Genomic DNA, 14,998 nt, shown 5'->3' with positions numbered 1-14,998 from the left:
AATCAAACAGATAAACTCACCCAGCCAGCGACACACGGGATTCTCATCCAGATTGTCGCGCGCCTCTCATCCAGATCGCCGCGCTATAGTCAACTTCTTTGTCGCCCGCAACGACAGCGCTATCGTCGGCTGCTGCGCGCTGGTCGAGGTTGGCGACGGAACGGCGGAGATCAAACGCATGTTCGTTGACCCGGCCGCGCGCGGCTTGAAGGTGGCAAGCAAGCTGATGAACGCGCTCGAAGCGGCCGCCGCCGAAAAGAAGCTGCGGGCCGTTCGGCTCGAAACCGGCATCTACCAGCCGGAGGCAATCGCTCTCTACCGCAAATACGGCTATGTCGAAATAGGACCATTCGGCGGCTACCTGCCGGACCCGCTCAGTCTGTTCATGGAAAAGCGGCTCGCCTGATCACTCAGCCGCGCGAGATCCCGGAGGGGCTTGTTCGTCGATCATGACTTGTGGGCCTGCTTCCGCATCGCGAACCTCGTGCATCCACTCGCGCCAGATCGCGACGATGAGGGCCATCAGGACCGGCCCGATGAAGAGGCCGAGGAAGCCCATGGTCTTCACGCCGCCCACGAGGCCGAAGAACGTGGGCAGGAATGGCAATTTAATCGGACCGCCGACGAGCTTCGGCCGCAACGTCTTGTCGACAATGAACAGCTCGACCGTTCCCCAAACAAAAAGACCGACGCCGGCAATGTGCGAGCCACTAGCCAGCAAATAGACGGACACCAGCGTAAAGGAGAGCGGCGCGCCGCCCGGTATCAAGGCCATGATGCCGGTGAGAACGCCGAGCGTCACGGGCGAGGGGACACCGGCGATCCAATAGGCGACGCCAAGCACGATGCCTTCGCCGATCGCGATCAACGTCATGCCCATGACAGTCGAGCTGATGGTTGCCGGTACGACCCGCGAAATCCGCTCCCAGCGGTTCGGGAGAATACGCTCGCCAAGCATGTCGATCTGCCGCGAGAAAGCGGAACCATCGCGGTAAACGAAGAACAGCGCAATCAGCATGAAGAGCAGCGTCAGCAGCAGGTGGAAGGCGCCGCCGCCTGCTGCCAGAATCGCCCGATAGATATTGCCGATGTTGGCGCCGCTGACAGCCTGGATCACCTCACCCATGGAGCCGGGGCTACCGATATATTTGGTCCATAACTCGTCGAGATAGGGGCCGGCAAAGGGCAGGGCGATGATCCACTGCGGTGTCGGCGCACCCGACCTGTTTGCATGGACCGCCCAGGCCACCCACTCTCGCACCTCGCCTGTCGTATAGGTGACAGCGAAGACGATCGGTAAGACCAGGAACGTGACGATCAGCACAATGGCGACGGTGGCAGCGATCGTGGTGTTTCCACCGACACGCTCGAGCAGCCGGCGGTAAAGCGGCCAGCTTGCAAAACCGATGACAAGCGCCGCAAGCACCGGGACGGCAAAGCCATAGAAGAAGTAGACGCCAGCCGCGACAACAAGGACCAGCAGCCAGCGCGCCGCAGAGATCGAGGGAATTAATGGCGTGCGCGCAGGACCCGAAGGGCCGAGCCATCGCGACTCTCGCTGGATATTGCTGTTCGGAAGGCTCACGTCGCTCTTTTCCCCCTATTTTGACTATGGATATGGGCCATGTATCTCTCGGGCGCAAGCACAATGACCGGTTAATGCTGCCAACAGGTGCTTCCGAGATCCGCAGCGATTATACTACGCTCCTTAACCCCACTCTCCTCAATCAATATGACAGAACCCTGCAACAATATTGTCAAAATCCGCTTGATCGGCTACTTTGGATCCATGGATTCAAATGTGATCACGGTGGCGCTTCGGCGCGAAATTGAAGGCGGCAACCTGCTGCCGGGTACTGTATTGAAGCAGGAGCTTCTGGCGGAGCGATTTGGCGTGAGCCGCCAGCCGGTGCGCCAAGCCCTTAATCAGCTGCTGGCCACGGGCCTGCTCGACCGGCGGCCAGACCGAAGCCTTGCTGTCGCCGGTTTGACGCAAGAGCAGGCACGTGAGCTCGCCGAGATCCGCGCGGCGTTGGAGAACATGGCGCTGCGAGGATCGCTGCCGATCCTCGGCGATAGCGACCTGCGTAAGGCGCACCGTCTCAACGAAGATCTGGTTGAAGAGGAGAACCCTGCTACCCTGGAAGAGCTGGATGTCGCTTTTCATCGAACGCTCTATGGGCGATGCGGCAATGCCCGCCTTCTTTTCATGATCGATGAACTGCGACGTGAATCGCGCCGCGCCTATCTGAGACAGCCGAAGGGCTCCGATGATCGCGTCAACCTCCACGCCGAGCATTGCGCCATCATCGAAGCTTGTGCACGTCGCGACGAAGCCGCGGCGCTGCAGGCGTTGTCAGCCCATTTGCAGATGACAACAGCGCGCCTGACGCGCGAAGGAGAATGACAGGATGACGACGTTTTCCGCAGAGGTCGCGTGGGAGCGGGGCGCGGCAAGCTTTATCGACGGACGCTACAGCCGCGGACATATATGGAACTTCGATGGCGGTGCTTCCGTTGCTGCCTCCGCTTCGCCGCATAATGTGCCGTTGCCCTATGCGCTTACTGAAAATGTGGATCCGGAAGAGGCGTACGTTGCGGCGTTGTCCAGCTGCCACATGCTGTTCTACCTCTGGCTAGCTTCAAGGAAACGCATCATGATCGACAGCTATGTCGATGCAGCGACCGGCCTGATGGAAACCGTGGATGGCAAGACAATGGTTAGCCGCGTAGAGCTTCGTCCGCGGGTCATCTATGCCGGCGACAGGCCGAACCGCGAGATCGAACAGAGACTACATCACGAGGCGCATGAACTGTGCTTCCTCGCCAACTCCGTGAAGACGGAAATTACAGTGCATCTCGACTAACCGTTTCAGATATCAAGGTTTTCCGCAAAGGCAGCCCGATCCTGAATGAACCGGAAGCGAGCTTCCGGCTTCGTTCCCATCAGGTCGTCGACCGCCGTGCGCGTACCCTCGAAATCCACCTCGTCAATGACCACGCGCAACAGCGTGCGCTTGCTTGGGTCCATTGTGGTTTCCTTGAGCTGCGCCGGCAGCATCTCGCCGAGACCTTTGAATCGGCTGATTTCGACTTTTGCCTTGCCCTTGAACTCGGTCTCCATCAACTCGGTCCGGTGCGCGTCATCGCGGGCGTAGGCAGACTTCGCGCCCTGGGTGATCTTGTAAAGCGGCGGCACGGCAAGGAAGAGGTGACCGCCACGGACCAACTCGGGCATCTCCTGATAGAAGAACGTGATCAGCAACGACGCAATGTGAGCGCCGTCGACGTCGGCGTCGGTCATCACGATGATGCGTTCGTAGCGAAGGTCTTCCTCGCGATACTTCGAGCGTGTGCCGCAGCCAAGCGCCTGGACGAGATCAGCGAGCTGCTGGTTGGCGCCAAGCTTCTCGCGACCGGCGCTTGCGACGTTGAGGATCTTGCCGCGCAGTGGGAGGATGGCCTGGTTGGCGCGGTTACGCGCCTGCTTGGCGGAGCCGCCTGCCGAGTCACCTTCGACGATGAAGAGTTCGGCACCCTGGGCGGTGTTCTGTGCGCAATCGGCAAGCTTGCCGGGTAGACGCAGCTTGCGCACGGCCGTCTTGCGGTTGACTTCCTTTTCCTTGCGACGGCGCAGGCGCTCTTCCGCGCGCTCTATAACCCAGTCGAGCAGCTTGGCTGCTTCGTTCGGATTGTCGGCAAGATAGTGGTCGAACGGGTCGCGAAGTGCGTTTTCAACGATGCGCTGGGCTTCGACGGTCGCAAGCTTGTCCTTCGTCTGGCCGACGAATTCAGGCTCGCGAATGAAGACCGACAGCATGCCGACTGCGGAGATCATCACGTCATCGGTGGTGATCTGGGCGGCGCGCTTGTTCTGCGTCAGATCAGCGTAGTTCTTCAGGCCCTTGGTCAGCGCGATGCGCAGGCCTGCCTCGTGTGTACCGCCTTCGGTCGTCGGGATGGTATTGCAGTAGGAATGGACCTGAGGATCGCCGCCGTACCAGGTGATTGCCCACTCTAGCGAGCCGTGACCGCTGGTCTTCTCCGTCTTGCCTGCGAAGATCTCGCGGGTGACGGTGAATTCCTTGCCCATCGTCGCCTGCAGGTAATCCTTCAGACCGCCGGGGAAGTGGAAGACCGCCTTGTCAGGTATCTCGGAGCCTTGCGGCAGCACACCTTCCTCGCAGCTCCAGCGGATTTCCACGCCGCCAAAGAGGTAAGCCTTGGAGCGAGCCATGCGGAACACGCGCCCCGCATCGAACTTTGCGTGCTCGCCAAAAATCTGCGGATCGGGGTGAAAGCGGACACGCGTGCCACGACGATTATGGACGTCGCCGAGTTCCTCCAGTTCGCCCTGTGGCAAACCTCGGGAGAAACGCTGGCGATACAGCTTCCGATTACGCGCAACCTCGACTTCCAGCACGTCGGAAAGCGCGTTGACGACAGAAACGCCAACGCCGTGTAGGCCGCCGGATGTCTCGTATGCCTTGCCGTCGAACTTGCCGCCGGCGTGCAGCTTGGTCATGATGACTTCGAGCGTCGACTTGCCTGGAACCTGCGGATGGTTTTCGACGGGTATCCCGCGTCCGTTGTCGCTGACCGTCAGATAGCCTTCGCGGTCGAGATAGACCTCGATGAAGTTGGCGTGGCCGGCGACCGCTTCGTCCATCGAGTTGTCGATGACCTCGGCGAACAGATGGTGCAGCGCCTTTTCGTCGGTGCCGCCGATATACATGCCCGGACGCATGCGAACGGGCTCGAGTCCCTCGAGCACGCGGATCGAGGACGCGCCGTAGTCGTCCGATGTCGAGCTCACGGGCGCCGGACGCGAGGCCGGAGCAGCGGCCTCGGCGGGCGCAGCCTTTGGCGGCTCGGCAGGCTTTGGAGCCTCGTCCTGCTTCGGTGTCAGGGGCAGTCCGGAAAAGAGGTCGTTGCTATCGTCCATGGGGCCGTTCAGATCTTCATCCTGTCGGGGGCAGGCGGCCTATGCCAAGCCTGACCCAAAATCACCGCATTTGATGTCACGTTTGCGAATCAGGCAGATTCTGCCAGAAAGCGCCTTGTTACGCGACGCCGCCCGATCTGGCGGACTTTCTCAGGAAATGGTTTGCGTTGACGGGCGTGGAATGGCAAGCGGTCACAAGGCTCAGGGAACCATGCGCATGCGAATGTCCACAAGTCATTGCACCATTATCGCCGCAATTGCGGCCTTTTTCCTAGCGGCGTCAGCAAGCGGCCAGGCCGCTGAGAAGCTGCCGCCCTACAAAGACGATCTCTTTTCCACACAAAATGTGCTGCAGACAAGCGATAAAGGCGCGCTGGACGTCATCGAATACGACGAGATGCGCGACATCAACGGCCGCGATCAGATACCGCAGAAACGCGCGCAACAAAAATATGTGTCTCTCGGCATCAGAAAGCAGCAGTCGGACGAGACGTTGCAGCTTGGTGCCCAAAGGCTCGATGTCACCCGGGTGGGACAAAGCTCGGGAGCCGCATTTGCGGTCATCTTCATTCACGGACGCAACGGCGACCGGCGTCTCGGCGCCAACGACTATAGCTTCGGCGGAAACTTCAATCGCCTTAAGAACCTGGTGGCCGGCAACGGCGGCGTCTACTACTCGCCGTCGGTCAAAGGCTTCGACAGCGATGGAGTGGCTGCGATTGAGGGTCTGATCCGTTACGTTTCCAAACAATCGCCCGGCAAGCCGATCATCCTGACCTGTGCGTCGATGGGCAGCCAGCTCTGCTGGGGCGTGAGCCGCGATCCGGACAGCGTGAAGCGCCTCAAGGGGATGGTGATCCTGAGCGGCGTTGCCGATCCGGATTTTGCCAAGAGCTCCTTCTTCAAGGCCAAGCTGCCGCTTTGGTTCGCCCATGGCAGCCGCGATCCGATCTATGCGGCGACCGACCAGCAGACGCTGTTCGAAAAGCTGCTGAAGACGGGCTACCCTACGCATTTCACGCTCTACCAGACCGGCAACCACGGAACGCCAATCCGGATGATCGATTGGCGCCGTACGCTGAACTGGCTATTGGGCTCCTGACGATCGCTAGGAGGACAGAAGGCCAGATGGCGTGCATGGCGCTCCGGTCTATGATTTTCAGCAACATCGGCCCAAAATTCTAAGCATTTGCGCGACAAAAAGCCGTTATTTCCCTTACGCAAGGGGACGAAACCTTTTCATTGATCCCTGCTTTTGCTAAGGCCGCTCGATACATGGAAGATTGGAAGGTTGGCATGACACCTGACGTGCGCCCGCTCGTGGCGGGAAACTGGAAAATGAACGGCACGCGTGCCTCCCTCGACCAGATCAAGGCGATCGCAGAAGGTGTTCAGACGCCACTTTCCGTCAAGGTGGAGGCGCTGATCTGCCCTCCGGCGACGCTACTTTATGTGGCTACAGCGCTCTGCACGGATAGCCCGCTTGCGATCGGCGCGCAGGATTGCCACCAGAATCCATCGGGCGCCCACACCGGCGATCTCTCGGCCGAGATGATTGCCGATTGCTTCGGCACTTACGTCATCGTCGGCCATTCGGAACGTCGCACCGACCATGCCGAGACCGACCATCTTGTGCGCGCCAAGGCAGAAGCTGCCTTCGCAGCGGAACTGACCGCGATCGTCTGCATCGGTGAAACGGCTGACGAGCGCAAGGCTGGCCAGGCCCTCGACATCATCAAGCGTCAGCTTTCCGCCTCGGTGCCGGACAGCGCGACACCCGAGAACGCGGTCATAGCCTACGAGCCCGTCTGGGCGATCGGTACCGGTGTCACGCCGACCGTAGAAGACGTCGAGAAGGCGCACGCCTTCATGCGTTCCGAGCTCGTTGCGCGCTTTGGCGATGCCGGCAAGAAGATCCGCATCCTCTATGGAGGCTCGGTCAAGCCAAGCAATGCGAAGGAACTGATGGGCGTCGCGAATGTCGATGGCGCACTGATCGGCGGCGCAAGCTTGAAAGCAACCGATTTCCTCGCCATCTACGGCGCATACGACGCGTTGCTTTCCTAGAGCCGTGTATATTCCGAGCCGAAGGGCTTGGAATAGCGGATCACCTCATGTAAAGAGCGCCAGAATTTTACTTTATGCCCGCCGTGCGTGTGGGCAGGACTGGACCCATGCAGACCGTTTTGATTGTCATCCATCTCATGATCGTGCTGGCGCTTGTCGGCGTTGTCCTCATCCAGCGCTCGGAAGGCGGCGGCCTCGGCATCGGCGGCGGTTCGGGCTTCATGTCCGCCCGCGGCACGGCCAACGCGCTGACGCGCACGACCGCGATCCTGGCGACGCTGTTCTTCATTACCTCGCTCGGTCTCGGTATCCTCAACCGCTATGAGAGCCGTCCGACGGATATTCTGAACCGTATTCCGGCGACGAGCGGACAGGGCAACGGTATTCTTGATTCGCTCGGCGGCCAGAATGGTAACTCCGCTCCGGCTGCACCGGCCCCGCAGAGCAATAACGGCGTTCCGACCGGCGGCGAGTCCGCTCCAGCAGCAACGGCGCCCGCCGCTACCGCTCCGGCGGCAACGGCACCCGCGGCCCCGGCTGCATCGGCACCAGCGTCTACTCAAACTGCTCCGGCAGCACCACAGGCTCCGGCGCCAGCAACCGTCCCAAGCGGACAGTAAGCGGCACACTGCATAAACTGCCGGCAGGCCCTCGGGTCTGCCGGTTTTCTTTTGTTCAGATTTCGCGCTGGCACCAAAAGTTCAGGAAATGAATTTTGGGGCTGGTGGAATCGTTTTTGAAAAGGTATCCCATGACTCCCATGGCGCGATACGTATTCATCACTGGCGGCGTGGTTTCCTCTCTCGGTAAAGGAATTGCGGCCGCCGCTCTCGGAGCGTTGCTGCAGGCCCGTGGTTATCGGGTGCGGCTTCGCAAACTCGACCCCTATCTCAACGTGGACCCGGGCACCATGAGCCCGACCCAGCATGGCGAAGTCTTCGTCACCGACGACGGTGCCGAAACCGACCTCGATCTTGGCCACTACGAGCGCTTTACCGGGCGTTCGGCGACCAAGACCGACAACATCACCACTGGCCGCATCTACAAGAACATCATCGACAAGGAACGCCGTGGCGACTATCTCGGCGCGACAGTACAGGTCATCCCGCACGTCACCAACGAGATCAAGGATTTCGTGACGGAGGGCAATGACGACTACGACTTCGTCATCTGCGAGATCGGCGGGACGGTCGGCGATATCGAGGCGATGCCCTTCATGGAGGCGATCCGCCAGCTCGGCAACGACCTGCCGCGCGGCACTGCGATCTACGTCCACCTGACGCTAATGCCCTATATTCCGGCAGCCGGCGAGTTGAAGACCAAGCCGACGCAGCACTCCGTCAAGGAACTGCAGGCGCTCGGCATTCATCCCGACATCCTGCTTGTTCGCGCCGACCGCGAAATCCCGGAGGCCGAACGCCGCAAGCTCTCGCTCTTCTGCAACGTCCGTCCGTCCGCTGTCATCCAGGCGCTCGACGTCGCCAACATCTACGACGTGCCGATCGCCTACCACAAGGAAGGCCTCGACAACGAAGTGCTGGCAGCATTCGGGATCGAGCCGGCGCCGAAGCCGCGCCTCGATCCCTGGGAAGAGGTCTGCAATCGTATCCGCACGCCGGAAGGCGAAGTCACGATCGCGATCGTTGGCAAGTACACCGGCCTCAAGGATGCGTATAAGTCGCTGATCGAAGCGCTGCATCACGGCGGCATTGCCAATCGCGTCAAGGTCAAGCTCGAATGGATCGAATCCGAGGTCTTCGAAAAGGAGGATCCGGCGCCGTACCTTGAGAAGGTCCACGGAATCCTCGTTCCCGGGGGCTTCGGCGAGCGCGGCTCAGAAGGCAAGATCCACGCGGCTCGTTTCGCTCGCGAGCGCAAGGTGCCGTATTTCGGCATCTGCTTCGGCATGCAGATGGCCGTCATCGAGGCAGCCCGTAATCTTGCCGGCGTGGAAAGCGCCTCGTCGACCGAGTTCGGCCCGACGAAGAATCCGGTCGTCGGCCTGATGACGGAGTGGGTGAAAGGCAACGAGCTGCAGAAGCGCACGGCATCGGGCGATCTCGGCGGCACGATGCGCCTTGGCGCCTACAAGGCTGCGCTGAAGAAGGACACCAAGATCTCCGAGATCTACGGCTCGACCGATATTTCCGAGCGCCATCGCCACCGTTACGAAGTCAACGTCGATTACAAGGATCGTTTGGAAAACTGCGGTCTCGTCTTCTCGGGAATGTCGCCGGATGGTGTATTGCCGGAGACGATCGAATATCCGGATCATCCGTGGTTCATCGGCGTCCAGTACCATCCGGAACTTAAGAGCCGCCCCCTCGACCCACATCCGCTGTTCGCAAGCTTCATCGAAGCGGCGACCGAGCAGAGCCGCCTAGTCTGATCAACAATAGGCCGCCTCGCCATATCGGCGCGGCGGTCTTTTCAATCGGTACGCGGCCGCTGTCTTTCGTCGGACGAGCCAAAACCGCAGCACGACTGTCTCCCACGTCATTCACGCACCGCCAAGCGCGGTCTATGCCGCGTTCCTCAATGCAGACGCCGGTTGCCACATGGCTGCCGCCAGGCGACATGCGCGGCATCGTGCATGAGTTCGAGGGCAGGGTGCCTTCAGCATGTCGCTCGTCTATCCTGACAGAGAGACCAACATGGTGGGCAAGACCTCGGAGAAGACCGACCGGTTCCTCGGGAAAATTGCACAGCTCATCCCGAACCCCCTCGTGGTCTGGAAGACGGTATTCGGTTCCGCCGATCCCGGTTTTGCCAGCGAAATGACGATCCTCACACATTTGCGGCCGACCCCGGACGGCACAGAGGTTGCCATGGTTACCAAGCATATTCCTGCCGGGATACGCCTGGAAGACAACGAAATGGGTTGCCGACAGACGCTTGAGCAACTCGCTGCATACGTGGTCGCGTAGATGCAAAACTCGCCCCTAGGAGTCGAGGGGTTCACACACGCAGCCCAAAATGGTACTAAATCGGCCATTCGCCGGATTGAGCCGGCGCAAAGCGACCCATGGGGAGAGCGTTTGATGAGAACCAACGGCACCGGAAACCACCGCTGAACAGCAGTGCCGTTAGGGGCTGCCTGGCCGGTCCATCATCAAATGACATTATCCTGCCCCATGGAGGGCCTCCATGTTTCGTCGCTTTGAAAAGCTGATCGATCCATTCCAATCCTACACCTGCAACACGCCGCCCGTTGAGGTCTGGCCATTTGTCTTTAATGCGCTGAGGCCGCTGCGTTGGGTCGTTGCGGCGAGTCTCTTGCTGACCGCCGTCGGCGCGATCCTCGAAGTCTGGCTGATCGGCTACTCAGGTCGGCTCGTCGATACGCTTGCGGCCACTCGCCCGGGCGAGCTTTGGGCGGGCCATGGCGCCGAGCTTCTTGTTGCCGCGCTCCTTCTATTGGTCGTCCGGCCATTGGTTTCCGCGGCGCGCGAGTCGCTCGATGACATCGCCTTTCGGCCGAATGCAGTCGCGATGATCCGCTGGCGCGCACTGCGCCATGTACAGCGCCAGTCGGTCGGCTGGTTTCAGAACGACTTTTCCGGACGTATCGCCTACCGCGTGCAGGAACTCGGCAACACCGCGACGGGAGCTGCGTACTCGGTCATTCACACCATCTCCTACGTGGCAATCTATGTCGCCGGGTCCATCTGGCTCATGGCCTCGGCAGACCTGCGCCTGGTTATTCCGATGGCCATTTGGGTCGGGTTGTATTTCGTGTTGATGGGCTTCGTGATTCCGCGCGTGAGGAACGCCTCGCAGCGAGTTCAGGAGGCCGACTCGGCGCTCTCCGGAATGCTGGTCGACACCTTCTCGAATATGGACACGATCAAGCTCTTTTCCCGCCAGCGGGACGAGGACCGGGACAGCCGCGACCATCTCGACACCGCTCGGCGGGCGTTTATCTCGGTGCAAAAACTCGAAGTCACGGTCAACAGCAGTATGGTTTTCCTCAGCAGCCTTCTGATGGTCAGCCTCATCGGCTACTCGATCATCCTGTGGCAATCGGGAGCAGCACCGCTCGGAATGGTCGCTGCCGCCCTTGCGCTTGGCTTCCGCATCACTGCGATGGCCGAATGGCTGCTCGACGCGGTCGCCGCGCTGTTCAACTATGTCGGGGCGGCACGTGACCAGCTCAGCACTATCGCCCAGCCGGTCGATATTCCGGACCGTCGCGATGCCACCGAACTGAAACTCAATGGCGGCGCGCTGTCATTCGAGAAAGTCTGTCACCACTACGGCAAGGGCAGCGGTGGGCTTGATGGCGTCAGCTTGCGCGTTGAAGCCGGTGAGAAGGTGGGAGTGGTCGGTCGTTCGGGCGCGGGAAAATCGACTCTCGTCAATCTCGCCCTGCGCTTCTTCGAAGCCGAAGGAGGGCAGATCCTGGTAGACGGTCAGGACCTCCGCTCGGTGACACAGGAAAGCCTTCGCGGCCGCTTCAGCATGGTCGCGCAGAATGCCGCCCTGCTGCATCGCTCGGTGCGAGACAACATCGCCTATGGCCGAGTTGACCTGCCGCAGTCGATGATCGAGGCCGCCGCCGCCAAGGCCCACGCGGACGGCTTCATTCCAGGCCTGCGCGACCAGCAGGGGCGGAGCGGCTATGAGGCACATGTGGGCGAACGCGGCGTGAAGCTTTCGGGCGGCCAGCGCCAGCGCATCGCGCTTGCCCGCGCCATCTTGAAAGACGCACCGATCCTGATCCTGGACGAGGCGACGTCCGCCCTCGATTCCGAGGTCGAAGCTGCCATCCAAGACACGCTCTACGACTTCATGGATGGCAAGACCGTCATCGCCATCGCCCACCGCCTTTCAACCATCGCACGGATGGATCGGGTCGTCGTGCTCGACAAGGGCCGGATTGCGCAGGAGGGGCGCCATGACGACCTCCTACGGGAGGACGGCATCTATGCGCGGCTGTGGGCTCGCCAATCCGGCGGCTTTCTCGGTGTCGAGGCCGGGGATTGAAACGATAGCCCGGCGGCCCTCGCCGCCGGGCTATCTGCCGATTGTCACGCCGCTTTTGGCAACGGCCCGACATAGACCGAGCGTGGCCGGATTAGCCGGCCCTCCAGCGCCTGCTCGCGGGCATGTGCGATCCAGCCCACGGTCCGGCCGATGGCGAACACACCGGTGAAGGAACCGCGCGGAAAGCCCAGCGCATCGAGCAGCAAGGCGGTGTAGAACTCGACGTTGACATCGAGTGGACGGTCCGGCTTGCGCTCCTTGAGGATGGCGAGCGCCGCACGCTCGACTGCCTCTGCAAGTTCGATCCGCTGGCGATCGACCTGACCGGCTGAAACCAGCGGTCGCAGGGCTTGCTTGAGGGCGTCGGCGCGCGGATCACGCACCCGGTAGATGCGATGGCCGAAGCCCATCAGGCGTTCGCCGCGGTCCAGCGCCTGGCCGAGCCAGCCGCGTGCATTCCCTTCGGTTCCGATCGCGTCGAACATATCGAGCACAGGGCCGGGGGCACCGCCATGCAGCGGTCCCTTGAGCGCGCTTATCGCCGCGAGCACCGATGAGGTGAGCCCGGCTTGCGTCGAGGCGATGACGCGCGATGCGAAGGTCGAGGCGTTCAGTCCGTGGTCGCAGATGGTGACAAGATAGGCGTCGAGTGCAGCTGTCTGCTCCGCACTCGGCAACTCGCCGGTCAGCATGTGCAGGATGTCGGTCGCCTGAGAAAGGGAGCCGTCCGGCGCTACCGGGTCGTTCCCAGCCTGCAGACGGAGAATTGCCGGCAGGAAGACGGCAGGCGCAGCCAGCAATCGAAGGGCGGCCTCGAAATCCTCGCCATCCGGCAAGCGAGCAATGAGAGCCCGCATGACATCGACAGGCGGCAATGCTAGCAGCTGCGAATCGAATGCCGTCACGTGAGCGAACAGACGTTCCCGCATTTCGCCCAACCACGGGCGGAGTTCTGCGGGAGCAAACTGCCGCTCCGTCAATCCGTCGAGCAACAGAGCGGCAACACTTTCATAGGTTGCCGTCGAAACGAGATGATCGAGCGACACGCCGCGGATGATCAGGCGACCCGCTTCGCCGTCCACATCGGAGAGCTGCGTTTCAGCTGCGATGACATCTTCCAAACCGTTCTTCATGGTGTTTCTCCTTTACGCAGAGCAGGATCGAGCCTAGGTTGATTGACGTCAATCTTGACGTAATTGATCAATGTAAGAGGACAGGATGCCCTGGCTGTCCGCCGAGCAGGCGCTTGAGAAACTCGGTACGAAGCCGCAAACGCTTTACGCCAATGTGAGCCGCGGCCGCATCCGGGCAAAACCCGATGCCACCGACCCGCGGCGACGTCTTTACAGCGCAGCAGACGTGATGCGGTTGGCCGAGCGACACGCGGGCCGCCGAAAGACTGAGACGGTTGCGGCCGACACCATGCAATGGGGCGATCCGGTACTGCCGTCTGCCATTTCCGCCATTTTGGATGGTCGGCTCTACTATCGTGACCAGGATGCTGCCACCTGGGCTGAACATGCGACGCTGGAGGAGACCGCAGCGCTTCTGTGGAACTCCGGACAGATTGCGGCGGCACCGGGTGAGGCTCTGGAAGCAGCACCCTCGCTGGAGCGGGCATTTGTCCTGCTAGCGCAGCGCGTTACCCACGACCTGCCGACCCTCGGACGGTCGCCGAAGGTGCTGAAGGCCGAAGCGCAAAGTATCCTGTCGACCGTGGCTGCTGCCTTAGCACCAGATACCGCCGCTTCGCCATTGCATCTGCGCCTCGCCATGAGTTGGTGCAGGCCTGAAGCTGCCAACTGCATCAGACGCGCGCTTGTGCTCCTCGCAGATCACGAGCTCAACGCATCGACCTTCGCCGCACGGGTGGCAGCCTCGTCAGGCGCAACGCTGTCGGCCGCAGTACTGTCGGGTCTCTCGACCTTGACCGGACCACTCCACGGCGGCGCGTGGCAGGGCGTCGCCTCATTGATCGAAGACGTCGACGCCCTCGGGGCCGGCGCGACCATACGACAGGCGCTGACGCAGGGAAGGTCGCTCCCCGCGTTCGGCCACCCCCTCTATCCTGACGGAGACATCAGAGCAAAAGCGCTGATGTCGCAGTTCGCCTTACCGCCGCGCTATGCCAAACTGGCGGCGGTGGGGCAGGAAATCATCGGAGAAAGCGTCAACATCGATTTCGCTCTAACGGCGATGACCGCTGTTTTTAATCTTCCTGACAATGCCCCACTTGTGATCTTCGCGCTCGCTCGAACCGTCGGGTGGCTCGCTCATGCCATGGAGCAGGTCGAGAGCGGCCATCTCATTCGTCCAAGAGCGCGCTATACTGGTCCAGCAATCGAAACACCGCTCAAAGCATAGACTACGTCGGATAGCCGTTGACGTTTCGGCATGCGTGCTGCAGCAATCAGCGTATGATGGCCGCCGCACACCGGGGTCGTCCGATCGTCAGAGGGGACGGATATGTTTGTAAACTCCAGAATGCTTTTGGCGCTGTTCGTGTCTGTTGGCGCTGCCTGTCTGTTCGCCTCGGATGCAGCGTTTGCACAAGCCAGCGGATGCACCATGGAGCGCGTGGCGGGGACCTCGCGGCAAGTCATGCTATGCGCGGAGGGTGTGACGATCATTGCCGAGGGTGGGGCCCGCTTCGATGTCATCGACCGTAACCGCGACGGGCGACTGGACGCGGTGTCATTGCGCAACAAGGCCGTGCTCGTGGATGTCGACCGCGCCCAGCGACCAGACGGGTTCGAAGTGGTCACGCCACAGGCGATCGCGGCCGTGCGCGGCACGCGCTGGGCTGTCGATGTCAAGAGCGGCACGACGTCCGTCTTTGTCGTACGCGGCCGCGTCGCGGTCGGTCGTCCCTCGGCGGGACGGCGGGTCACGTTGAATGTAGGCGAGGGTGTTGACGTCACGCGAGGCAGCGGCCCGCTGACCGTGCGCCGCTGGCCAGCGGCCCGCGCCGCGGCCCTGCTTGCCCGCCTTGGCCAATAG

General features: G+C 61.4%; 12 protein-coding genes and 2 pseudogenes. 11 read left to right on the top strand and 3 right to left on the bottom strand.

Annotated elements, in window-relative coordinates; translation table 11 throughout:
• Positions 1-88: 88 nt before the first annotated feature.
• Positions 89-406 (top strand): annotated as a pseudogene (locus WGT02_RS11880) (GNAT family N-acetyltransferase); the annotation flags it as partial.
• Here WGT02_RS11880 and WGT02_RS11875 read toward each other — a convergent pair.
• Positions 407-1,585 carry an AI-2E family transporter gene (locus tag WGT02_RS11875; protein WP_024314815.1) on the bottom strand — a complete coding sequence of 393 codons (1,179 nt, stop codon included), beginning with the start codon at positions 1,583-1,585 and terminating at the stop codon, positions 407-409.
• 204 nt (positions 1,586-1,789) lie between these two features.
• Between WGT02_RS11875 and WGT02_RS11870 the strand changes: the two genes are divergently transcribed.
• Entirely contained in the window at positions 1,790-2,407 is a 618-nt protein-coding gene (locus WGT02_RS11870) for a GntR family transcriptional regulator (protein WP_208250373.1), read from the top strand.
• 4 nt (positions 2,408-2,411) lie between these two features.
• Entirely contained in the window at positions 2,412-2,867 is a 456-nt protein-coding gene (locus tag WGT02_RS11865) for an OsmC family protein (protein WP_024314817.1), read from the top strand.
• 5 nt (positions 2,868-2,872) lie between these two features.
• On the opposite strand, the gene parE is transcribed toward WGT02_RS11865, so the two are convergent.
• The gene (gene parE, locus WGT02_RS11860) at positions 2,873-4,945 is read right to left on the bottom strand and encodes a DNA topoisomerase IV subunit B (protein WP_208250374.1); all 2,073 of its coding nucleotides are present in this window, start codon (positions 4,943-4,945) and stop codon (positions 2,873-2,875) included.
• 217 nt (positions 4,946-5,162) lie between these two features.
• On the opposite strand from parE, the gene WGT02_RS11855 reads away from it, so the two are divergent.
• From WGT02_RS11855 to WGT02_RS11830, 6 genes and pseudogenes are all read left to right on the top strand, one after another.
• Entirely contained in the window at positions 5,163-6,047 is an 885-nt protein-coding gene (locus WGT02_RS11855) for an alpha/beta hydrolase (protein ID WP_208250375.1), read from the top strand.
• A 194-nt stretch (positions 6,048-6,241) separates the two neighbouring features.
• Positions 6,242-7,012, top strand: a complete 771-nt coding sequence (gene tpiA, locus WGT02_RS11850) for a triose-phosphate isomerase (protein WP_024314820.1) — start codon at positions 6,242-6,244, stop codon at positions 7,010-7,012.
• Positions 7,013-7,119: 107 nt separating this feature from the next.
• Positions 7,120-7,632, top strand: coding sequence for a preprotein translocase subunit SecG (secG, locus tag WGT02_RS11845; protein WP_024314821.1), 513 nt, complete (start codon positions 7,120-7,122; stop codon positions 7,630-7,632).
• 140 nt (positions 7,633-7,772) lie between these two features.
• Positions 7,773-9,401 (top strand): CTP synthase, encoded by a 1,629-nt coding sequence (locus tag WGT02_RS11840; RefSeq protein ID WP_037121996.1) that lies wholly within the window; start codon positions 7,773-7,775, stop codon positions 9,399-9,401.
• Between the two features lie 109 nt (positions 9,402-9,510).
• Positions 9,511-9,939, top strand: a pseudogene (locus WGT02_RS11835) (SRPBCC domain-containing protein).
• A 220-nt stretch (positions 9,940-10,159) separates the two neighbouring features.
• The gene (locus tag WGT02_RS11830; RefSeq protein WP_208250376.1) at positions 10,160-11,998 is read left to right on the top strand and encodes an ABC transporter ATP-binding protein; all 1,839 of its coding nucleotides are present in this window, start codon (positions 10,160-10,162) and stop codon (positions 11,996-11,998) included.
• A gap of 44 nt (positions 11,999-12,042) precedes the next feature.
• Here the strand turns inward: WGT02_RS11830 and WGT02_RS11825 are convergent, their stop codons facing one another.
• The gene (locus tag WGT02_RS11825) at positions 12,043-13,131 is read right to left on the bottom strand and encodes a citrate synthase/methylcitrate synthase (protein WP_208250379.1); all 1,089 of its coding nucleotides are present in this window, start codon (positions 13,129-13,131) and stop codon (positions 12,043-12,045) included.
• 85 nt (positions 13,132-13,216) lie between these two features.
• Here WGT02_RS11825 and WGT02_RS11820 point away from each other — a divergent pair, with 85 nt between their 5' ends.
• A complete protein-coding gene (locus WGT02_RS11820; RefSeq protein ID WP_208250381.1) occupies positions 13,217-14,362 on the top strand; it encodes a citrate synthase family protein in 1,146 nt (381 codons plus the stop codon).
• A 102-nt stretch (positions 14,363-14,464) separates the two neighbouring features.
• Positions 14,465-14,998 (top strand): FecR domain-containing protein, encoded by a 534-nt coding sequence (locus WGT02_RS11815; RefSeq protein ID WP_208250383.1) that lies wholly within the window; start codon positions 14,465-14,467, stop codon positions 14,996-14,998.

Origin of the sequence: Rhizobium sp. T1470, assembly GCF_042140505.1 — a bacterium.
Classification (GTDB): Bacteria; Pseudomonadota; Alphaproteobacteria; order Rhizobiales; family Rhizobiaceae; genus Rhizobium; species Rhizobium favelukesii.
The sequence above is the reverse complement of the archived record's forward strand: the minus strand, read 5'-3'. Positions and strand labels throughout refer to the sequence as shown.

Coding starts and splice junctions, on each gene's coding strand:
- WGT02_RS11870 (WP_208250373.1), top strand. CDS start 1,790: ATGGATTCAAATGTGATCACGGTGGCGCTTCGGCGCGAAATTGAAGGC.
- WGT02_RS11865 (WP_024314817.1), top strand. CDS start 2,412: ATGACGACGTTTTCCGCAGAGGTCGCGTGGGAGCGGGGCGCGGCAAGC.
- parE (WP_208250374.1), bottom strand. CDS start 4,945: ATGGACGATAGCAACGACCTCTTTTCCGGACTGCCCCTGACACCGAAG.
- WGT02_RS11855 (WP_208250375.1), top strand. CDS start 5,163: ATGCGAATGTCCACAAGTCATTGCACCATTATCGCCGCAATTGCGGCC.
- tpiA (WP_024314820.1), top strand. CDS start 6,242: ATGACACCTGACGTGCGCCCGCTCGTGGCGGGAAACTGGAAAATGAAC.
- secG (WP_024314821.1), top strand. CDS start 7,120: ATGCAGACCGTTTTGATTGTCATCCATCTCATGATCGTGCTGGCGCTT.
- WGT02_RS11840 (WP_037121996.1), top strand. CDS start 7,773: ATGGCGCGATACGTATTCATCACTGGCGGCGTGGTTTCCTCTCTCGGT.
- WGT02_RS11830 (WP_208250376.1), top strand. CDS start 10,160: ATGTTTCGTCGCTTTGAAAAGCTGATCGATCCATTCCAATCCTACACC.
- WGT02_RS11825 (WP_208250379.1), bottom strand. CDS start 13,131: ATGAAGAACGGTTTGGAAGATGTCATCGCAGCTGAAACGCAGCTCTCC.
- WGT02_RS11820 (WP_208250381.1), top strand. CDS start 13,217: ATGCCCTGGCTGTCCGCCGAGCAGGCGCTTGAGAAACTCGGTACGAAG.
- WGT02_RS11815 (WP_208250383.1), top strand. CDS start 14,465: ATGTTTGTAAACTCCAGAATGCTTTTGGCGCTGTTCGTGTCTGTTGGC.